General features: G+C 64.3%; 16 protein-coding genes and 2 pseudogenes. 12 read left to right on the top strand and 6 right to left on the bottom strand.

Going from position 1 to position 19,590, the window contains the following annotated elements; all coding sequences use genetic code 11:
• The 4 genes from H7A19_02085 (at window position 1) to H7A19_02070 (ending at window position 4,469) form a co-directional block, all read left to right on the top strand.
• The gene (locus tag H7A19_02085) at window positions 1-273 is read left to right on the top strand and encodes a hypothetical protein (GenBank protein MCP5473610.1); all 273 of its coding nucleotides are present in this window, start codon (window positions 1-3) and stop codon (window positions 271-273) included.
• On the top strand, window positions 270-479 hold the full coding sequence (locus H7A19_02080; GenBank protein ID MCP5473609.1) for a hypothetical protein: 210 nt from the start codon (window positions 270-272) through the stop codon (window positions 477-479). The genes H7A19_02085 and H7A19_02080 overlap by 4 nt, the downstream gene beginning before the upstream one ends.
• A 471-nt stretch (window positions 480-950) precedes the next feature.
• Window positions 951-1,574, top strand: a complete 624-nt coding sequence (locus tag H7A19_02075; protein MCP5473608.1) for a TetR/AcrR family transcriptional regulator — start codon at window positions 951-953, stop codon at window positions 1,572-1,574.
• 153 nt (window positions 1,575-1,727) lie between these two features.
• The gene (locus H7A19_02070) at window positions 1,728-4,469 is read left to right on the top strand and encodes an FAD-dependent oxidoreductase (GenBank protein MCP5473607.1); all 2,742 of its coding nucleotides are present in this window, start codon (window positions 1,728-1,730) and stop codon (window positions 4,467-4,469) included.
• Between the two features lie 330 nt (window positions 4,470-4,799).
• Here the strand turns inward: H7A19_02070 and H7A19_02065 are convergent, their stop codons facing one another.
• Together H7A19_02065 and H7A19_02060 are read right to left on the bottom strand one after the other, a co-directional pair.
• On the bottom strand, window positions 4,800-5,240 hold the full coding sequence (locus tag H7A19_02065; GenBank protein MCP5473606.1) for a hypothetical protein: 441 nt from the start codon (window positions 5,238-5,240) through the stop codon (window positions 4,800-4,802).
• Window positions 5,241-5,539: 299 nt separating this feature from the next.
• Window positions 5,540-7,237 (bottom strand): autotransporter outer membrane beta-barrel domain-containing protein, encoded by a 1,698-nt coding sequence (locus H7A19_02060; GenBank protein MCP5473605.1) that lies wholly within the window; start codon window positions 7,235-7,237, stop codon window positions 5,540-5,542.
• A gap of 239 nt (window positions 7,238-7,476) precedes the next feature.
• Between H7A19_02060 and H7A19_02055 the strand changes: the two genes are divergently transcribed.
• The 6 genes and pseudogenes from H7A19_02055 to H7A19_02030 all read left to right on the top strand — a co-directional run bounded on the left by H7A19_02055 (window position 7,477) and on the right by H7A19_02030 (window position 13,757).
• Window positions 7,477-7,932, top strand: coding sequence for an FKBP-type peptidyl-prolyl cis-trans isomerase (locus H7A19_02055; GenBank protein MCP5473604.1), 456 nt, complete (start codon window positions 7,477-7,479; stop codon window positions 7,930-7,932).
• A 324-nt stretch (window positions 7,933-8,256) separates the two neighbouring features.
• A pseudogene (locus H7A19_02050) lies at window positions 8,257-9,687 on the top strand (valine--tRNA ligase).
• A gap of 159 nt (window positions 9,688-9,846) precedes the next feature.
• Window positions 9,847-10,371 (top strand): annotated as a pseudogene (locus H7A19_02045) (class I tRNA ligase family protein).
• Window positions 10,372-10,407: 36 nt separating this feature from the next.
• A complete protein-coding gene (locus H7A19_02040; GenBank protein MCP5473603.1) occupies window positions 10,408-11,472 on the top strand; it encodes a class I tRNA ligase family protein in 1,065 nt (354 codons plus the stop codon).
• A gap of 363 nt (window positions 11,473-11,835) precedes the next feature.
• Window positions 11,836-12,243, top strand: coding sequence for a BlaI/MecI/CopY family transcriptional regulator (locus H7A19_02035; GenBank protein ID MCP5473602.1), 408 nt, complete (start codon window positions 11,836-11,838; stop codon window positions 12,241-12,243).
• The gene (locus H7A19_02030) at window positions 12,240-13,757 is read left to right on the top strand and encodes a M56 family metallopeptidase (GenBank protein ID MCP5473601.1); all 1,518 of its coding nucleotides are present in this window, start codon (window positions 12,240-12,242) and stop codon (window positions 13,755-13,757) included. The genes H7A19_02035 and H7A19_02030 overlap by 4 nt, the downstream gene beginning before the upstream one ends.
• A gap of 39 nt (window positions 13,758-13,796) precedes the next feature.
• Here the strand turns inward: H7A19_02030 and H7A19_02025 are convergent, their stop codons facing one another.
• Both H7A19_02025 and H7A19_02020 read right to left on the bottom strand, forming a co-directional pair.
• Complete coding sequence (locus tag H7A19_02025; GenBank protein MCP5473600.1) at window positions 13,797-15,125, bottom strand: hypothetical protein; 1,329 nt, start codon at window positions 15,123-15,125, stop codon at window positions 13,797-13,799.
• Between the two features lie 214 nt (window positions 15,126-15,339).
• Window positions 15,340-15,840, bottom strand: coding sequence for a fasciclin domain-containing protein (locus H7A19_02020; protein MCP5473599.1), 501 nt, complete (start codon window positions 15,838-15,840; stop codon window positions 15,340-15,342).
• A 478-nt stretch (window positions 15,841-16,318) separates the two neighbouring features.
• On the opposite strand from H7A19_02020, the gene H7A19_02015 reads away from it, so the two are divergent.
• Together H7A19_02015 and H7A19_02010 are read left to right on the top strand one after the other, a co-directional pair.
• Window positions 16,319-16,738, top strand: a complete 420-nt coding sequence (locus H7A19_02015; protein MCP5473598.1) for a hypothetical protein — start codon at window positions 16,319-16,321, stop codon at window positions 16,736-16,738.
• A gap of 5 nt (window positions 16,739-16,743) precedes the next feature.
• On the top strand, window positions 16,744-17,757 hold the full coding sequence (locus H7A19_02010) for a helix-turn-helix domain-containing protein (protein MCP5473597.1): 1,014 nt from the start codon (window positions 16,744-16,746) through the stop codon (window positions 17,755-17,757).
• Between the two features lie 279 nt (window positions 17,758-18,036).
• Here H7A19_02010 and H7A19_02005 read toward each other — a convergent pair whose 3' ends face one another.
• Both H7A19_02005 and H7A19_02000 read right to left on the bottom strand, forming a co-directional pair.
• Window positions 18,037-18,846 carry an endonuclease/exonuclease/phosphatase family protein gene (locus tag H7A19_02005; protein MCP5473596.1) on the bottom strand — a complete coding sequence of 270 codons (810 nt, stop codon included), beginning with the start codon at window positions 18,844-18,846 and terminating at the stop codon, window positions 18,037-18,039.
• A 16-nt stretch (window positions 18,847-18,862) separates the two neighbouring features.
• Window positions 18,863-19,510: a thiol:disulfide interchange protein DsbA/DsbL gene (locus H7A19_02000; GenBank protein ID MCP5473595.1), complete on the bottom strand. Its 648-nt coding sequence runs from the start codon at window positions 19,508-19,510 to the stop codon at window positions 18,863-18,865.
• Window positions 19,511-19,590 lie beyond the last annotated feature (80 nt).

Raw genomic sequence — 19,590 nt, 5'->3', positions numbered from 1 at the left:
ATGCAGCACACCAGGGCCTTGCTGATGGCCGTGCTGATCGCGCCCATGTGTCTTGCGGCGGATCCACCATCGGCGCGCTTCGCTCTTCACGGCGCCAGGATCGAGCTCGCCGAGCACGATGAAGCCGTCGAGCCTCGGTTCACGGTAGCGGCCCAGGCGCGATGGATGGCTCTGCCATCTGACGCCGAGCCCTCTCGCTTTGCGTTGAAAACCCTTGGCGGCGGCAGCTGCACCGCCGGCGGTGACGCTGTCTTCGGCAACGGTTTCGAATGACCCCACTCCTTCACCATTGCCAGGTGACCATGGTCCCGCCTGATCTGTCCGGCAACCGCGCCCGAGCCTTCCTGCTGCGCGCGCCCATTGATGAATTGGCACCTTCGATGGTAGCGGTACCCATTGTCCCGACCGGTTTCGAGGGACGCGGCGCTGGCGGCATCGACTTTCAGCCGGACCGGATGTACATCAGCGGCTTCGATTAGCGCTAGCCCGCATTTCTCACACCTGCGCGAGCAGATGCCCCCAATCTTCTAGTGGCACAAGGCGATTCCGAGGCACGCGCCAGTCACAGAGTGTTTGGCTGCATCTGCCCGCTTTGCGGACCTCGCTGGTTCTTTGCGACTATCGCTGCGTTGCTCCTCCTCGCCATGGAATCACCATTCCTCGTCGTCGCGCCTTGCGCTAGTCGCAAAGCCCTGCGCGATCTTCCGCAACAGGTGTGAGAAATGCGGGCTAGCTGGATCAGCGTCACGGTGGCCCCGCGCACGAAGGTACGCGCGGGCTGCGGACTTTGAGGAGGGCCGCGCGGCCGCTCTTGATTTGCAGGGGGCACAAGCCGGCGCCGCAGCGCCGCGCCCTCCACTCAGCAACACGACACCACACTCGGCCACCGACTCTGTGCAAAGGAACATAACACTGTTATATTGCCGCCATAACGGTGTTATTGAGATTCCATGAGCACGCCTTTGCCGAAAACCGTTGCCGCCAGCGAGACCCGCCGCAGCATCCTCGACCAGGCCAGCCAGCTGCTGGCCGAATCCGGCCCGGATGCGCTGTCGATGCGCAAGCTGTCACAGCGCATCGGCGCTTCGACGATCGTGCTGTACACCCATTTCCGCGACAAGCAGGCCATCCTCGACGAGCTCTACATCGAGGGTTTCGAACGGCTGCGCGCCGATCTGGCCCGCGTGCCCAGGCACGCCGATCCGATGCAACAAGTGATGGCGCTGGGCCGCGCCTACCATGCGTCGGCGGTGGCCAACCCCACCTACTACCAGCTGATGTTCACCCGCTGCGTACCCGGATTCGATCCCGCGCCACGCAGTCGCGAGGTCAGCAAGCAGGCTTTTCTGATGCTGGTTGCCGGTGTCAGACGCTGCATGGACGAAGGTGCGATTCCGGCCGGCGATGCCGCCCAGGTGGCGCATGTGCTGTGGGGCACGCTGCACGGCCTGATCAGCCTGGAACTGTTCGGCTATGCCCCCGGCTCACACAGCGCCGAGTCGCGTCTGGAACTCGCCATGCAGGTGATCCGCGAGGGCATGCGCCACCCCGACCCGGCGGAATCGGGGCGATGAGCCCGCACACCGCCATGAGCTGCCGCTGTGGGAGCGGCTTCAGCCGCGAAACGCGGTTGGCGGTAACTGTGGGAGCGACTTCAGCCGCGATCGCTGTCGGCAAGCACGCCTATCGCGGGCAGAGCCCGCTCCCACAGAAAGCCGCGAACCTTGATGCGCTACCCAGTGCCTGCACGAACCATCACCACTACACCCGAACCGGACCCGACCATGATCAACGGCACCCGCTACCACCCTGACATCGCCGCCCAGCCCTTTGATGCCGTCGTCATCGGCTCGGGCCTGGGCGGATTGACCTGCGCCGCGCTGCTGGCCAAGACCGGCAAGCGCGTGCTGGTGCTGGAGCGTCATTACACCGCCGGCGGCTTCACTCATTCCTTCAAGCGTCGCGGCTATGAGTGGGATGTGGGCGTGCACTACATCGGCGATGTGCACAAGCCGCACTCGCCCATGCGCCGGGTCTTCGACACCATCACCGACGGCCGATTGCAGTGGGCGAAGATGGACCCGGTCTACGATCGCATGGTGTTTCCGGACGCCACCTACGATTTTCACTCGGGCGTGCGCAACTTCCGGATCGGCCTCTTGCAGCACTTTCCCGAGGCCGGCCCCGACATCGATGCCTATCTGGCCCATGTGCGCCGCGCCAGCGGCACGGTGGCCGGGCATTTCGGTCAGCGCCTGCTGCCCGGCATGCTGCAGGGCGCCGCCGGCGCGGCGGTCAGGCGATTGAGTGGCGATTACTTTGGCCGCACCACCCATGAAGTGCTGAGCAGCTGCACCCGCAACCCCAAGCTCGCCGCGGTGCTGGCGGGTCAGTGGGGCGACTACGGCGCGCCGCCGAAGCAATCGAGTTTTGCCATGCACGCGCTGGTGGCCCAACACTATCTGGATGGCGCCAACTTCCCGGTCGGCGGCGCATCGCGAATCGCGGCCGAGATCATTCCCACCATCGAAGCCAGCGGCGGCGCCGTGCTGGTGGGGGCCGAAGTTGATCAGATTCTGGTGCAGCGCGGCCGAGCCGTGGGCGTACGCATGCTGAACGGCGACGATATCCTGTGTCCGCAGGTGATCAGTGCTGCGGGTGTGCACACCACCTGGTCACGGCTGTTGCCGCCAGAGGCGGCGGCGCAGAACGACATGCTGGAAAAGGTACAGGCACTGCCGCGCTCGGTCGGACATCTGGGTCTGTATGTGGGTCTCAAGGGCACGCGGCAGCAACTGGGACTGGAACAGGCCAACCTCTGGGTCTATCGCGACTACGATCACGATGCCTCGATCGCGCGCTTTCTGGCCAAGCCCAGCCGCGATTTCCCGCTGATGTACCTCTCCTTTCCCAGCGCCAAGGATCCGGCCTGGGATAGTCACTATCCGGGGCGTTCCACCATCGATGTGATCGCCCCGGCCCCGTGGAGCTGGTTCTCGCACTGGCAGGATCAGCCGTGGAAGAAACGCGGCGCCGATTACGAGGATTTCAAGGCGCAGCTGTCCGAGCGCCTGCTGGACGAGATCTACCGCCGTGCCCCCGGTGCGCGCGGGCAGGTCGATCACTTCGAGCTGTCCACACCGCTGTCCACCGCGCATTTCAGCAACTACGCGGCCGGCGAGCTGTATGGACTGGAACACAGTCCGTATCGCTTTGCGCAGCGTTGGCTGACCCCGAAAACGCCGATCAAGGGCCTGCATCTGACCGGCCAGGACATCTTGTTCTGCGGTGTCGGTTCGGCGCTGATGTCGGGCGTGCTCACCGCCGCCACGCTGCTGGGCCCCAAACTATTGCGGGTGGTGCCCGATCTGCTGGCGGGGCGCTCGGCGGGTCTGGCCAGCGCGCTCAAGCGCCTGGTGCCGAAGACACCGACGACACCGACTCGCCATCTCCCAGTGCCCGAGGCGCAACCGCTGTGGTTCGAAGCCCGCTGTGTAGAGATCGAAACCCTCACAGACGACTGCAAGGCCTTCCGCTTCCGCTGCGATCGCGCCGATATGCGCCGCTATCGTCCAGGCCAGTTCGTGACCATCGAAGCCGAGATCGGCGGCCAGCGCCTGTGCCGTTCCTACACGCTGTCCTCCAGCCCCACCCGCCCCGACACCTTCGAAGTCACGGTCAAGCGGGTGGCCGCCGGTCCGTTTTCCAACTGGATCTGCGATCAACTGCAGGTGGGCGACGATGTGCGCATGAGCGGCCCCTTCGGCGAATTCAGCTGCGCACCCCGGCCGCGACCGAAGCTGCTGTTGCTCTCGGCCGGCAGCGGCATCACGCCGATGCTGTCGATGGCGCGCTGGATCGCCGACAAGCAATCCGAAGTGGACGTGGTCTTCCTGCATGTCGCCCGACGCCAGTCCGAACTGATCTTCGCCCGCGAGCTCAAGCAGTTGGGCAAGCAGCACACCGGCACCCGGGTGCGCATCTCACTCAGCCAGGAAGCCGAGGGCAGCAGCTGGCGCGGCGCCCGCGGGCGCCTGAGCGCGGCCATGCTCAAGCGCGCTGCGCCCGATCTGGCCGAGCGCGAGGTCTACCTGTGCGGCCCCGAAGGCTTCATGGCCAGCGCCCGCATGCTACTCGGGGATGCCGGGCTGCCGCCGGCTCAGCTGCACGAAGAAAGCTTCGATGTCAGCTCGGGCGTCTCCGGCAGCGGTGGCCGCGTCGAGTTCAGCGCCTCCGGCAAGACCATCCAGGCCAGCGGCAGTGAATCCCTGCTGGAATTGGCCGAAGCCAGCGGCATCGCCGTCGCTTCAGCCTGCCGCACCGGCCATTGCGGCGAGTGCAAGGTGCGCTGCCTGTCGGGCGCGGTCAGCATGGTGGTGACTGACGGGCTGTCCGCAGATGAACTGGCTGATGGCTATGTGCTGACTTGCGTGGGCGCGGTGAATGGGGATATCAGGCTGGCAGCTTGACCCACGGGGCACGGGGCACGGGGCACGGGGCACGGGGCACGGGGCACGGGGCACGGGGCACGGGGCACGGGGCACGGGGCACGGGGCACGGGGCACGGGGCACGGGAAAGGCTACGGGCTTCGGGCTCTTGTGGGTCCAGACTCGTCTGGACCCTTTTTCAGCACCTCGCCAGAACGTAGCCCGGGTAAGCGCAGCGCACCGGGGGATGCCTCGCAATAAGCCCGGGGTGCGCTGCGCTTACCTGGGGCACTGGCTGGACCCAAAACCCCGCCGAGAGCGTCCAGACAAGTCTGGACCTACAGAAGCGCAGGACCAGCCGCGACGTCGACTCAGGACCCGCTGAGCTCAACCTTGGTCAAGGCCCAACAGCCCTGCACGCGCTCGAAGTGATAGCGATGGCCGTAGACATCGGTATCGCAGGAAGACTGGAAGAAGTCACGGCTGTCCAGGCGCGCGGAGGTCGTTTCGCAAAGTTCACCCTCGCTGCCGGCCAGTTCCGCCTCGCGCTCGGGCGTGATCAGCGGAAAGGACTCCAGATCGACATAGGCCGAGCGCAGCACCATGTCCGGTTTTCCGAAGGCCGAGCCATTGCCCACCGCCAGTGGAAACACGATGCGGGACTGGCGGAATTCAGCATCCTGCTTGAAGTGCGTGACAAAGGCAGGGAAGGACTCCCGCGGCTCGCATCGTGCCGGAGGCCCATCCTCGGCAAAGCCTGCAGCAGGCGCGAGCAGCAGTGCCAGACACAACCCATGCCAACGGCTATTCATGATGCAACCTCGGATTCAAATGAAATGGATCGGCGCGCGGCCCAGGACGGCACGCAGCCAAGCCCCAGAAACGGTCGGGCCCCGGCACATTAGCATCACATCGGAAAACGGGGCTGAAAGGGCAGCGGGTGTCGGCTTCGCAGCGTCAACAGGGCCGTGCCAAACATGTCGTAACGCATTGAATGAGGGCACGAGGGCAAGAGGGGGAGAGCACGAGGGCGCGAGGGCACGAAGGCACGCAAGATCAAGAGCTCACCGCAGGGCTGCCCTTGCGTGCCCTCGTGCCCTCGTGCCCTCGTCTACAGCTCCCAACGAAACCCCAGGCTCCAGTAGTCCTGCTCGGTGTCGGCGAATCCGAACAGGCGCCGGTAGCTGAGGAAACCACTCTGACCTCCAGCGAACTGCATGGCCAGTGACAGCGAGGCTTCGCCGTAGCGGGCGTCGACACCGGCGGTAGGCAGCAGGAATTCCTGGCTCTGCGGGTCATTGACGAAACTGCCGCGGATCACGCCGGCCTCGTTCTCGAACTGGGCCACCCAGTAGGCGTCAAACTGCGGCAACAGCACGCCATGACGCGTGGAGACCGCCCACTGCGAACCGAACCCCAGTCGTGCCAGTCTGGACTGCACTCGCTGCTCCTGAAGAGCCACGGCAAAGGCATCGCTACCCTCGACTGCGGTTTCGGCAAAGGCGTCGACGTCGAAGCGCGAATACTCCAGTGCCGCTCGCGGACCGAAATTCCAGTTGCCGCGCTGCCAGTCGAAACCGGCAGAGAGGGTGGCCATCAGCAGCGTTGTGTCGGGTGATCCGCGCAGGACGTCTACCGTGGTGAAGCTCTCTTCGTCGGTCTGGCCGGAAAAGGTCGCGATGCGAGTCTGTTTCAAGCTGCCCTTGCCGTAGCCCAGGCTGCCGTCGACCCAGCCTTGGGCGAAGGCCCGGCTGAAATACAGATTCAGGGCATTGCTGCGCAGGCCCAGTTCGCCGCTGTCGCCGCTGAGATCGGCATCGAAGCGGTTGCGGGTATAGGCCAGCCCGAACACCCAATCGAGGCCTACACGCTTGTCAACGCCGAGCATGAAGGCCGAGGAATCGTTGCTGTAGCCGCTTTCGAGGGCGTTCGACTGGCGCTTTCCATCACCCAGGGTCACGGTGGCAAACAGCCCGATGCCGCTGCCCAGCAATTCATTGTCCCCGGCCAGTTGGGCAGACAGGGGTAGCGCGCCGTTGCCACCCAGCAACTGCGAATCAACCAGCGCCACGCCGGCGCCGCCGCCGTGGCGTACCGCTTCAAGGCGCCGCCCCAGCGCGCCCATCTGGGTACCGGCGAGCATGCGAAAGCCACGGCGCTGACTGGAGAACTCCTCCCCCAATACGCCACGCAGGCTCTGAATGAGCTGTTGCGCAGCGCCGGGATCGCGCAGTGCCAGCCGCAGCAGCTGGCAGCGCCGGTCCAGCTCGCTGCCCGGCGGCGGTCGATTGGTGGCGCAGAGCTGTCCCAGATTGCTCAGCTGCGAGGCCACCAGCGGATCCGGCACGGTGGCGACGATCTGCTGCAATCGATCACCGAGCGAAGATGGATCGTCATCGTCATCGCGGATGAGCAGGCTGAACTCGCGCGAAGGACCGGGCTGATAACAGTCACTCGGGCGCAGCACGATCAGCACCGTCTCGTCGGGCTCCGAGAGTTGATCGTCGATGATCATGATCGGCACGCTGGCCATCATCCCGCCCTCGGGGATGCGCGGCACCGACATCGCCAGACGGAAATCTTCGTCCGGTCGGGCGCTGCCGCCAGCGAGATCCAGATCGATGCAGACACCGCCTGCCGGAGCCGGCTCATTCAGCCTGAGCTCGATACGTACCGGTTGCAGCGTGCCCTCGGTGGCGATGGCGCGGTCGACCGTGATGTTGAGCACTGGCATGGCACCGGCGACATTGGCGCACACCAGCAGAGCGAGTCCGGCGCTGCGCCAAGCCAGGTCAATCAGATTCCTCATCGCAGCCTCGCTGTTCGACGGTCAGTTTCACGCCGATCCTACCCAAGAGCCGGCGACGGCGCACGGCTGCATCCGATGAGCGGCACGGCGACAGACCCATGCCGCAGCGAGGGCATCGCATCGGCTTCAAGTTGCATCGGCTAGTATCGCCGGCCGTTTTGCGCTGCAGCCGAGGACCGCCGAAGGGCGGCGGCGGCGCGGGACTCGAACCCACCCAGCGAACTCATCGGAATCACTCCATGAAGATCCATGTCATTTCCATTGCCCTGGGCCTTGCCCTGGCGACCACTTTCAGTGCCGGCGCCCAAGCCGGCGACACCACGCCAGCGGCGGCTGCCGTTGCCAAACAGGAGAACAACGCCATGATCACCACCGCCAGTGGCCTCAAGTACGAAGTGCTGACCGAAGGCAGCGGTCCGAAGCCCGCTGCTACCGATACCGTCACCGTGCACTACAAGGGCACGCTCACCGACGGCAAGGTCTTCGACAGCTCCTACGACCGCGGTCAGCCGCTGAGCTTCCCGCTGAACCGCGTCATCAAGGGCTGGACCGAAGGTCTGCAGCTGATGTCGGTGGGCTCCAAGTACCGACTTACCATTCCCTCCGAGCTCGGCTATGGCGCCGCCGGTGCCGGCGGCGTGATTCCGCCGAACGCGACGCTGATCTTCGAAGTCGAACTGCTGAAGATCAACTGAGCCTGCTGGCCTCCGGACCCGGATGCGTCGGGTCTGGAGGTCGCCCCCGGACCGCACCTGGGCCGATCTGCGGTGCGCAGAGACCCCGGCTGTTCATGCTTCCACGCGGGGAGCGCATCGACGCAGCGGGCTTGCCCGCATTTCTCACACCTGCGCGGGCAAGTGCAGCCGTACACTCTGCGTGCTGTGTCGCCACCGATTCGCCTTGCGCCACAACGGAATCGCGGCATCTGCACGCGCAGGTGTGAGAAATGCGGGCTAGAGTGCCTCGCCGGGCCTGGCGGGCTATCCTTCCCGGCTCACTTTTGCGCGTAGCCCCAGCCCATGGACAAGAGTTTCGAACCCAAGCCGATCGAGGCCCGCTGGTATCCGGCCTGGGAACAGTCCGGCTATTTCGCGCCCAACGGGGCCGGTGAGCCCTATTGCATCCAGCTGCCGCCGCCCAATGTCACCGGCACGCTGCACATGGGCCACGCCTTTCAGCAAACGGTGATGGATCTGCTGATCCGCTACCAGCGCATGAGCGGCAAGAACACGCTGTGGCAGTGCGGCACCGATCATGCTGGCATCGCCACCCAGAAGATCGTCGAAAACCAGCTGGCTGCTCAGGGCAAGAGCAAGCATGACCTCGGCCGCGAGGCCTTCATCGCCAAGGTCTGGGACTGGAAGGAAGAATCCGGCTCGACCATTACCAGGCAGATGCGGCGCCTGGGCGCTTCCTGCGACTGGTCGCGCGAACGCTTCACCATGGACGAAGGCCTGTCGGCTGCGGTCAAACGGGTGTTTATCGAGTGGTATCGCGCCGGCCTGCTGTATCGCGGCAAGCGTCTGGTGCATTGGGATCCGGTGCTTGGCACGGCAGTCTCGGACCTGGAAGTCGAGAACATCGAGAAAGACGGCCATATGTGGTCCATCCGCTACCCTGCCGCCGAAGGCAGCGACAGCGTGGTGGTCGCCACCACGCGCCCGGAAACGATGCTCGGCGACGTCGCCGTGGCCGTACACCCGGACGACGAGCGCTACCAGCACCTGATCGGCCAGAGGCTGAAGCTGCCGCTGACCGACCGTGAGATTCCGGTGATCGCCGACGAGTACGTGGACCGCGAATTCGGCACCGGCTGCGTCAAGATCACGCCGGCGCACGATTTCAACGATTACCAGATCGGTCAACGCCATCACATTGCGCCGCTGACGATTTTCACGCTGGACGCCAAGGTCAACGACAACGCGCCGGCCGCTTATCAAGGCATGGATCGATTTGCCGCCCGCAAGCAGATCGTGGCCGACCTCGAAGCGCAGGGATTGCTGGTGGAGATCAAACCGCACAAGCTGTCACTGCCGATCAGCCAGCGCTCTGATGCAGTGATCGAACCGATGCTGACCGATCAGTGGTTCCTCGACCTGACCCGCGATGAACTGCCCGACGGCCGCCCCGGCGGCAAGCGCGCCATCACTGACCCGGCGCTGGCAGCGGTGACCGAAGGCCATATCAAGTTTGTGCCGGAAAACTGGAAGACCACCTATGTGCAGTGGCTGACCAACATCCAGGACTGGTGCGTCAGCCGCCAGCTCTGGTGGGGTCACCGCATACCGGCATGGTTCGATGATGCCGGCAATATCTTCGTCGGCGAAGACGAAGCCGACGCCCGCGCCTTCGGAGACACCGCCCCGGTCGGCGCCCTCCGCCAGGACGAGGATGTGCTGGACACCTGGTTCAGCTCGGCCTTGTGGCCGTTTTCGACCTTGGGGTGGCCTGGTGAAGCGGGTGCACGGGAAACGGGGCACGGGGCAGGGGAAGAGCTGGCCGCCGCTAGCGTCAGAAGTTCTGCCCAGACCGGTGCCGAAGGAATAGATCGTAGCGAGGAGCCCGCTTCTCCCGTGCCCCGTGCCCCCTGCCCCGTGCCCCCGTCCCAGGCCAACTGGCAAACCGACCAGATCTTCCTGCCCTCCGACGTCCTCGTCACCGGCTTCGACATCATCTTCTTCTGGGTGGCGCGCATGGTCATGGCCACGACTTATTTCGTCGGGCGCCAGGCGGATGGCAGCTACGAGGAGCGCTATGCGCAGCTGAAGGATCGGGTGCCGTTCAAGACCGTCTACATCAACGCCATCGTGCGTGATGCCGAAGGTCAGAAGATGAGCAAGTCCAAGGGCAATACCATCGATCCGCTGGATCTGATCGATGGCATCAGCCTGGAAGAGCTGGTGCAGAAATCCACCGCCAGCCTGCTGATCCCGCAGGTGCGCGAGAAGGTCGAGAAGCGTCTGCGCAAGGAATATCCCGAGGGTATCAACGCCGTCGGCGCCGACGCCCTGCGCTTCACCTTTGCCGCACTGGCCACTCACGGCCGCACCATCAATTTCGACCTGAAGCGCTGCGAGGGCTACAAGAATTTCTGCAACAAGCTGTGGAATGCGGCGCGCTTTGTGTTGATGAATGCCTCGGAGGAGCCGGGACTCGGGACTCGGGACCCTATGGAGCCGGGACGCGGGACCCGGGACCCGGGACCCGGGACAGAGCAGTCAGTAGCAAACTCTATCGATAGCGCGCTGGATCGAATGGAAGCCGGAATTGCCGCCATTGAGCAGCGTGCCGTCGAAGCGGGCCTTTCCCCGGGTCCCGGGTCCCGGGTCCCCGGTCCCGGCTTTTCTGGGTCCCCGGTCCCCGGTCCCGGCTCTTCTGGGCCCCTGAGCATCCCCGAACGCTGGATCCTCACCGAACTCTCGAAAGCCACCGAGGAATTCCACGCCCAGATTGCGGCCTATCGTTTCGATCTGGCGGCGCAGGCGCTGTATGACTTCGTCTGGAACGAGTACTGCGACTGGTTCCTGGAACTGTGCAAGCCGGCGCTGGCGGGCGATGACGCGGCCGTGCGGGCGGGCACCCAGGCCACGCTGCTGCGGGTGCTGGATGCGGTGCTGCGCTTGCTGCACCCGATCATCCCTTTCATCACCGAGGAAATCTGGCAGCAGCTGGCGCCGCGCCAGGGGGTGTCCGGCGCCACCATCGCCACCCAGACACTACCACAGGCGGCCGATTTCCCGCGCGATGCCGCGGCGGTCTCTGATATCGAGTGGCTAAAGGCCGTGCTGAGTGGCGTGCGCAAGATCCGCGGCGAAATGAACATCGCGCCCGGCAAACTGCTGCCGCTGATCTTCAGCGACGGTGGGGCCAGTGATCGGGAGCGATACGCACGATTTGCGGCTGCCATCGCCTTCATCGCCCGCCTCGACAGCGCCGCGATGCGTTGGCTGGGTACCGAGGAAGTCGCGCCGGCCTCCGCCTCGGCCGTCGTTGGAGAGCTCAAGTTGCTGATTCCTCTCCTCGGTCTGATCGATGTAGATGCCGAACGGAAGCGCCTGGCCAAGGAAATCGCCCGTCTGGAGGGCGAAATCAGGAAGTGCGAAGGCAAGCTCGGCAACGCCAGTTTCGTGGCCAACGCCCCGGCCGCTGTGGTTGAGCAGGAAAAGCAGCGGATCGCAGATTTCACAACCGCGATCAAGGGCTTGCGCGAACAGCTGGGCAAACTCGAGGAATAGGGACTGCGCGGCAGGCAGCATGAGTGCGTGCGAGTCCCGGTCGCCCCTGGCGGTGCGCTTGTTCGCGCATCAAACTGGGGGCGAGGGGCAGGGGGCAAGGGACCCACGTTGCGGCACCGGCGGATCATGCGACGAGGTTGGACCCTTGCCCCCCTGGCCCCTGCCCCTTTCCCCCTTCTTCCTGGTTCAGCGAATCAATGGGGTAAGTCTTGTTTGGTGAGGTCGCGGATAGGCGCCCGCTGAACCTCAGCGGCCGGTACCGGGGCAGAGGCCCGGCTACCGGCGTCGCTACGCGGGACTGAACTGCCTTCCCGCGGAGTGTTTTTGCTTTAACATGCACGCACCCCTCTACGGATGATCCTCATGGCCAGAGGACGCAGACCCGGCCCCATCCCAGGCCTGGCCCAGCGCGAACGACAGATTCTTGACCTGTTGTATCGAATGGCGCCGGCAACCGCAGCAGAAGTCCAGGAGGCGATGGACCCGCCCCTGACCAATGCCACGATTCGGACCATCCTGCGTGCTCTGGAGGTCAAGGGCTATGTGGGCCATGTGGTCGACGGCAATCGTCATGTGTACACACCCCGACAGTCGCCGACAGCGGCGGCTCGCAAGGCTTTCGACCGGATCGTGTCGACTTTCTTCAGCGGCTCGCTGTCGACCGCCTTCGCGCACCTGCTCGACCGCGATGCCGAACGCATGAGCGATCAGGAATTCGACCAACTGGCCCGGTTGATCGAAGAGCAGCGCCAGCGGCGCAGTGAGAAATGACCATGATTCTGGTCAAGTTGAGCTTGTTGCTGGGCCTGGCTGTGGGCCTTGGCCTGTTCCTGCGTCGGCGCCAACCGGCCTTGGGGCACACACTGCTGATGTTGTTGCTGTGCGCAGCAGCCCTGATCTTCGCTGGACCCACGCTGCCGCGGTTCCAGCCGCTGTACTGGGTGATCCCGGCGGAGTTGCCGTCCAGGCCAGTACCCTCGCAGTCGGTAGCGCGGGACACCACGAATGTTTCACCACCCGACGATTTGCTGATCAGGATTCCTGCAGCGCCCGAGCTGACCGCGCCTGCGACTGCGCCCGCCGGGAAGCAGACCATATGGTTCTGGCTCTGGATGAGTGGAACGGCCCTGCTCGCCCTGGCCTGGCTGCTGGCACTGTGGCGCAGTGCCGTGATCGTACGCCAGGCTCGTCTGCTGTCGACGACTGCACAGCGGCGACTGGGAGTCTGCACCGAGGGCCAGCTCGACATTCGAGTCAGCAAGGTCGCGGATTGCACCTTCCTTTGGCCCGGGCGACGCGCTGCGGTGATCATTCCACAGCGGTTGTTGGCCGCCAGTCCGGAGGAACTGCGCTCGCTCATCGCCCATGAGCTGACGCACTTGCAGCGCGGGGACAGCTTTCGCTTCCTGCTGGCGCGCGCCGTGACGCTGCTGCTGTGGTTCCATCCGCTGGCCTGGTGGGTCGAGAGCCTGTCCCGGCAGTGTGCCGAACTGGCCTGTGACGATGCGGCAGCAGGAACCGATGCGATCACCCGAGAAAACTACGCCAGCGCACTGCTGCAGCTGGCCCGCCGAGGTCCGGCGGCTGCGCGTGGGGTCGGATTTGCGCATCTCGGTGGCGGTTTGCGTTTGCGCATTCGGCAACTGCTGAAACCCGCCAGCGTCATGTGGAGCCGTCGCAGTCGCGTCGCCCTGGGGTTTGCCGCCGGCCTGTTCGGACTCGTCGCTTGGGCGGCGCAGGCCGTTCCGCAGACGACGGTGCCGGTGGAAGATCTGGTGGCGGGAATTCAACCCGTCTTGACACCCCATCGCTTCCGGGTGCTGTCCAGCGATCAACTGCAGATCGCCACTTTCTACGATGGGGCGGCGACCGGCGCTGCCCGGGTGGAAGTGGAACTGCTCGATGGTTCAGGCTCACGCAATGCCTGGCTGGAGATCGGTCCCCTGGAGAAGTTCGACCACAGCCTGGCCCGGCGACAAGTGCAGTTGCGCCCCGGAGTCGTGGCCAGTGGCCGCTTTCGGGTCAGCGGCGTGCAACCCGACGGCATGGTTGATGGCATAGCGGTGGCGATGGCCCAGCTCAATGCCAAAGGCCTGCTGGATGTCCGACGATCCAGAGACACCGGCAATGGGCAAATACCGAAAACCGTGTGTTCCTGGCCGCTGGCCTTCAGTTCCGAGCGCATTGAAGCGCTGTCCATTTCCACACCGAAGTGGGAAATGGACACGCTCTATCGCTTGCTCTGCGGGGCAGACATCGTGGCCGACGGGCTGCATCAGATCTGAACTGCAGCCCGGATGCCGCCCGACCAAGGCGCGTATCAGCTACTCGAAGCCATCCCGGAACACCGCGGGACCCGGGAATTCGTAGACCACGCCCCGATTGGTGGCACCACCGGAAGCATTCAGATTGACGGGCGCCCCCACCAGAACATTCTCGCCGAAGTAACGCGCGGTATAACCAAACAGATTGTTGGGCGCAGGCAGCGGACGGGCATAGCGATAGACCCGAACCACCGGGGCGTTCAACGGCACATCGAGGTCGAAACCAAACACGGCGCCCAGCGTGGAAGGGAGTCCGCCCCCTTGCATGTAGGCGATGTCGGTCATCAAGGCATCCCCATCGCGCAGATCGACATCAAAGCCGAACTGGTGGGCATTCTGGGGATCATCCGGCAAGTACAGCGATCCGGCCTGCCAACCTGAAGCGCTGTCAGGATCGTAGTCGAAACTGGACACACCGCCGGTGACCTGCGAACGATTGGTCCACTTGGCGCCAGGCGCGCCAACCAGAGCCTTGTTGCCGCGGGTACGGTCGATCACCAGACTGAATCCGAACTTGGCTGCCACGGCGGAATCGTAGATGGAAGGCACGGGCAGCTGACCCGAGCTTTCCCACTGTTGGGTCACGTCGTTGAGGCGATAGACATAGACGCGGCCACGCACGTTCTCTCCCGGCGCGCCGACCAGGAGCATGTCCGCACTCATGTCGACGGCGGCTGCGAAGCGCCCACCCACTTCGGCATTCGCACCTGAGGAGAGTATCTGGCCAGCCACCCAGTTGGTCCCGTTGAAGCGCCAGAGATGCAGGCGGCCGCGATCGCCGTCGTCAAAGGGCACACCTACCGCCGCGAAATCGCCGTAGGTAGCCACCGAAACCACACCCTCCTGAGTGCCGGGAGACGTCAGCGTTGGGGTCAGCGTCTGCTGCACGGCCAGCGCCTGATAGACCGTTCCCGCTGCCGGATTGACCTGACCGATCATGTGGCGATCGCCGAAACGATCACCCGAAATTCCGAAGTAGCCTTGGGTCACATCGCCACCGGGAGGCGTCACCAATGTGGCGGCGGCGGTGAAGCTGCCATCAGGATTGGAGAGCTGACGGACCACGCGCCCGACGAAGGAGAGGCCGTTGGTCGTGGTGGGTGCACCTACCAGCAGCTGTTTGGGCACAACGGCGGACCGATCGAAGGGAATCAGCATGGCGCCTTGACCGCTGGCGTTGGTGACGCTGAGTTCGTTTCGGACCTCCTCCACCGAAATGGTGGTGATGTTTCCCGCACCGGCCGATCCCCAGACGCACAAGGCCAATCCCGTTGCTGCCAGTCGGCCGGCCAGCGACGGTCCAACCGTAAACTGTGTTTTTTTACACATCATAGGCTCCAGAAAAGACCGCCGAGCGGTCAATGTTATTAGTCTAACACTCTGGGTCGGAGGCGGAAGTGCTCCACGCCTGGCAGGTCTGCGCTTTCCCGCTGGCGTCCGGGATAGGAAGCTGTAGCAGCGATACCGGGTCTTTCGGATCCAATGTCCCTCGACGGCCCAGGATGAGCTGGATCGCCGAGGGATTTTTCATGCCCCGGCCTTCTCAGGGCATGATCACGCTGTCGATGACATGGATGACGCCATTGCTGCCGGCGATATCGGTGGCGGTGACGTTGGCGCCGTCGACCATGACCTGACCACCGTCAACCTTGATCGTGACCTCACCGCCCTGCACGGTCTTGGCGCTGCTCAACTTGACCACATCCGCTGCCATCACCTTGCCGGCCACCACGTGGTAGGTGAGGATCGCGGTCAACTTGTCCTTGTTCTCGGGCTTCAGCAGGCTCTCGACGGTGCCAGCAGGCAGCTTCTCGAAGGCGGCATTGGTGGGCGCGAACACCGTGAACGGACCCTCGCCGCTCAGGGTATCGACCAGTCCCGCTGCCTTGAGCGCCGCCACCAAGGTAGAGAAATCCGGATTGCCGACGGCGATATCGACAAGGGTCTGCTGCTTCATCGCACCGCCTTCCTCGTGATGGCCGGCAATGGCCAGCGGAGCAAACACGAGAGCAGCGCAGGTACCAAGGATCGGAAGTAGTTTCATGGGATCAGCCTTGTAGGAAAAAGGGAGCGCATCAAAGCGGCGCAGATACAGATTGAACGGGCGCACATGCGCAGCGCGTCTGTTCCTTGTGCAATCGGCCTTGACCTTGGTGAGGCGGGCATTGACATTGATGAGACTGCCGTGAGCGCTGTTCCAGCGAAATCCAGCCACTGGCGGAATTCGAAGCCGCAGAGCTCAACCCTGCGCCACCCCGCACAGCCGTCTCAGCGCCTGTCCCCTGTCCCCTGTCCCCTGTCCCCTGTCCCCTGTCCCCTGTCCCCTGTCCCCTTGCCTCTTGCCCCTTGCCCCTTGCCCCTTGCCCCGTTCCCCGTGCCCCGTGTCCCGTGCCCCGCTCCCCGTGTCCCGTGTCCGATTCCGCCTCTATAATTGCGTTTCCGCCACTCCCGACCGATCGGTCAGTGGCGCAATCTGTACTCACCGCGGGCCGAGCCCCGCAAGTACAGCAAGGAGCATCACCATGAACGCCATTCCCTTCATCGCTGCCACGCTGATCGCATTGAGCGGCTCTGCGCGCGCCGAAGACGCTATCCAGGACGCAGACCCGGTCTTCATGGCCGGCGGGCAGTACACCGCTGCGCTGGAACAACACACCGGTCACTGGCGGCTGCTGCCGGCTGACGCTCAGGATCGCGAAGTGGTCAGCGATTGCGCCCAGCAGGTCTATCTGCCGCGCGGCCTGTGGCTGATCAATCGCAACCGCCAGGGTCAGGCTGAGCTGATTGCCACATCCGGCACCGCATTGCCGCCCGGTCATCGCGAGCGCATTGCCCTGGTGTCCTGCGAAGCCGCAGGCGCCCATCCCAGCGCCCTGCGCGCGCCGGCCAGTCTGATCGACTGGCTCAGCGACAACGTCGGCGCCGTCCTGGTCGACGAGTGATGTCCATGGAGCCGGCAACGCCCCCGCTGCTGAGACTGGGCATTCTGGCGCTCGACGGCTGCCTGCTGTCGAGCGTCGCCGGGCCCATCGACGCGCTGCAGATTGCCGAGAAGATCGCCAATCTGCGACAACCCTCCATGTCGCCACGCTTTGTCAGCCATGTGCTCAGCGCCCGGGGTCAGACCCGCGTGCGCACCAGTCATGGCCTGGTGCTGGAAGGCATTGAGACGGCGGACGTGCCGCTGGACGTGCTGCTGGTGCCCGGCATCATGGCCGACCAGCCACATGCCTTCTGCGCCCGCGCCGACGATTTTGGTCCCGAGATCGACTATCTGCAGCAACGTCGGGCCGCTGGCGTGCGCGTGGCGGCTTCCTGTAGCGGCACACTGCTGCTGGCCAAGAGCGGATTGCTCGACGGTCGACGGGCCACCACCAGCTGGTGGCTGGGCGCCACCTTCCGCAAGTTCTTTCCGGCGGTGAATCTGGATATCGAGCAGATGCTGGTCGAAGACGAGGGCGTACTGACCACCGGCGCCGCCACTGCCATCCTGAATCTGGTGTTGCGCCTGATCGGGGAAGTGGCCGGAGACGATCTGGCACAGCAGGTGGGGCGCATGCTGGCCATCGATACCGAACGTCAGAGCCAGGCACCCTATGTCAGCATGGCCATGCTGGAGCGCCCGCGCACCTCTCTGGCCGAGAAGGCCGAGCGCTATCTGCGACAATCGGTGGACGCCGACATCAGCGTCAGCGCCCTGGCCGACCATTGCGGTACCAGTGAACGCAGCTTGCTGCGCCACTTCAAGTCGCATTATGGGGTGACGCCACTGGAGCACATCCAACGCCTTCGGGTAGAGCGCGCCAAGGCCCTGCTCGAGACCACCCACCTCAGCTTTGACGAAGTCGTGGAGCGCTGCGGCTACAGCGACGTCTCCAGCTTCCGCAAGCTGTTCAAGCGTGCCACAACCCTGACCCCGGCCGACTACCGCGAGCGCTTCCGCCTTCGCGCCCGCGCGTGAGGGCCCGCCTCTCCCCAATCGCCAGGACGGCAAAAGAACTTCCTGATCCGCAAAGGACGCAAAGGGCGCAAAGAAAGCAGAGGCAGAAACGGCCTTTACGGGCGGCTGATTGACCTCTGCAAACAGGTGCCCGGAGATTCTCGCGGAAAGCAGCATTGCCCAGGGTCATGCTGCTTTTGCAGAGAGCTTCGGCTTTCGAAAGAGGACTCCGTACGCGAAAGCGCATCCCTAACGACTTCGCTCTCCTTTGCGTCCTTTGCGGACACACGCTCTTCCGCACTATAGCCGATGAATCTGCACGCCCTCGGGCAGCTCGATGTCCACTGCAACGGGCAGGTGGTCAGACAGCTGAAAGCTGGGCGCTTCGTAACGCAGCGGATGGATATCGTGCGAAATCAGGATGTGATCGATGGCGCGGTCCGGTTGCCAGGCCGGATAGGTGGGCAGCGCATGAGGGCCGGGAACGGCCAGGCCGCTGCGTTCCATGAAGCGACGGAATCCCGGACTGTTGGGCTGGCAGTTGAAATCGCCCATCACCACACTGTGGCGATAGGGCGACAGCAAGTCATGCAGGAAATCGAACTGGCGAGCGCGCGCCTGCGAGCCCAGTGACAGATGCGAAATCGCTACCGCCAACGACTCCCGGCCCTCGCCGAAGACCGCCAGCAAGGCACCTCGACCGGGAATGCGCCCCGGCAAGGGATGGTCTTCGACCAGCGTCGGCTGCGCCCGACTGAACAGACAGTTGCTGGACTCGGCGATACGGCCGATGCGACGGTTGCGTTGCTGCCACCAGTAGGGGAAAGCCGACAACTCGGCCAGATAGGAGGCCTGGTTCATGAATCCTGAGCGCAGGCTGCCGCCATCCACTTCCTGCAGCGCGGCGATATCCACCTGCCCCAGCAGTTTGGCCAGTTCCGACAGATTCTTGTGCTTGCCGGTATCCGGGAGGATGTGTCGCCAGCCGCGGGTCAGGTACTCGCGAAACTTGCCCTGCGAGTTGCCGGCGTGAATGTTGAAGCAGAAAAGACGAAGGCGCGCCCGATCAGAGCGCGCCTCCTTCTTGTCGTGTTCCCGGACTACGGTCACCGGTTGATCGTCAGGCTCAGCTGCCCGCCTTCTTGGCCGCGCGCTCCTTGGCTACCAGGAAGTCGATCAGCTCGCCGACGTTCTGATGACCGCCGGCGCTGGACACATCGAAGCGATACTTGCCATCGACGATCACGGTCGGCGTACCGGCCACGCCCCAGCGCGGCACCATGGCCTTGGAACGATTGATCTTGGTGTTGACCGCGAAGGAGTTGGCAGCGCTCAGGAACTGCTCCTTGGTCACGCCGAACTGCGTGTACCACTCGGCCACGTCCTCGATCGAACGGAAGGGCTTGTGCTCCTTGTGGATCGCGGCGAAGAACTTCTCATGAGAAGCCTCGAGAATGCCGAGGGTTTCAGCCGCGTAGAACGCGCGGGCAAAGGCCTCCACCGGCTCGTTCCAGGCGGCCGGGAATGCCGAGTAGGCCACGTCATCGGCCTTGGTGGCTTTCCACTTCTCCAGATAGGGCTCGAGGTCGTAGCAGTGCGGACAGGTGTACATGAACACTTCCAGCACTTCGATCTTGTTGCCTGAGCTGGTCGGCTGCGGCGGATCGATGGCGAAGTAATGCTTGCCTTCCTGGAATTTCTCCAGCGGCTGGGCGCAGGCCGGCAGGGCCAGCAGCATGGCAAACGCAAACAGGGAGCCAATGGCTAGACGCATCGAGTTCTTCCTCAATCAGCTATACGGTGAACGCAGACTCTCAGATCGCGGATGAAGAAAGCCTTAGCGTTCGACAAGAG

Source organism: Rhodanobacteraceae bacterium (assembly GCA_024234055.1).
GTDB lineage: Bacteria > Pseudomonadota > Gammaproteobacteria > Xanthomonadales > SZUA-5 > JADKFD01.
The sequence above is the reverse complement of the archived record's forward strand: the minus strand, read 5'-3'. Positions and strand labels throughout refer to the sequence as shown.

Coding starts and splice junctions, on each gene's coding strand:
- H7A19_02085 (MCP5473610.1), top strand. CDS start 1: ATGCAGCACACCAGGGCCTTGCTGATGGCCGTGCTGATCGCGCCCATG.
- H7A19_02080 (MCP5473609.1), top strand. CDS start 270: ATGACCCCACTCCTTCACCATTGCCAGGTGACCATGGTCCCGCCTGAT.
- H7A19_02075 (MCP5473608.1), top strand. CDS start 951: ATGAGCACGCCTTTGCCGAAAACCGTTGCCGCCAGCGAGACCCGCCGC.
- H7A19_02070 (MCP5473607.1), top strand. CDS start 1,728: ATGCGCTACCCAGTGCCTGCACGAACCATCACCACTACACCCGAACCG.
- H7A19_02065 (MCP5473606.1), bottom strand. CDS start 5,240: ATGAATAGCCGTTGGCATGGGTTGTGTCTGGCACTGCTGCTCGCGCCT.
- H7A19_02060 (MCP5473605.1), bottom strand. CDS start 7,237: ATGAGGAATCTGATTGACCTGGCTTGGCGCAGCGCCGGACTCGCTCTG.
- H7A19_02055 (MCP5473604.1), top strand. CDS start 7,477: ATGAAGATCCATGTCATTTCCATTGCCCTGGGCCTTGCCCTGGCGACC.
- H7A19_02040 (MCP5473603.1), top strand. CDS start 10,408: ATGGAGCCGGGACGCGGGACCCGGGACCCGGGACCCGGGACAGAGCAG.
- H7A19_02035 (MCP5473602.1), top strand. CDS start 11,836: ATGGCCAGAGGACGCAGACCCGGCCCCATCCCAGGCCTGGCCCAGCGC.
- H7A19_02030 (MCP5473601.1), top strand. CDS start 12,240: ATGACCATGATTCTGGTCAAGTTGAGCTTGTTGCTGGGCCTGGCTGTG.
- H7A19_02025 (MCP5473600.1), bottom strand. CDS start 15,125: ATGTGTAAAAAAACACAGTTTACGGTTGGACCGTCGCTGGCCGGCCGA.
- H7A19_02020 (MCP5473599.1), bottom strand. CDS start 15,840: ATGAAACTACTTCCGATCCTTGGTACCTGCGCTGCTCTCGTGTTTGCT.
- H7A19_02015 (MCP5473598.1), top strand. CDS start 16,319: ATGAACGCCATTCCCTTCATCGCTGCCACGCTGATCGCATTGAGCGGC.
- H7A19_02010 (MCP5473597.1), top strand. CDS start 16,744: ATGGAGCCGGCAACGCCCCCGCTGCTGAGACTGGGCATTCTGGCGCTC.
- H7A19_02000 (MCP5473595.1), bottom strand. CDS start 19,510: ATGCGTCTAGCCATTGGCTCCCTGTTTGCGTTTGCCATGCTGCTGGCC.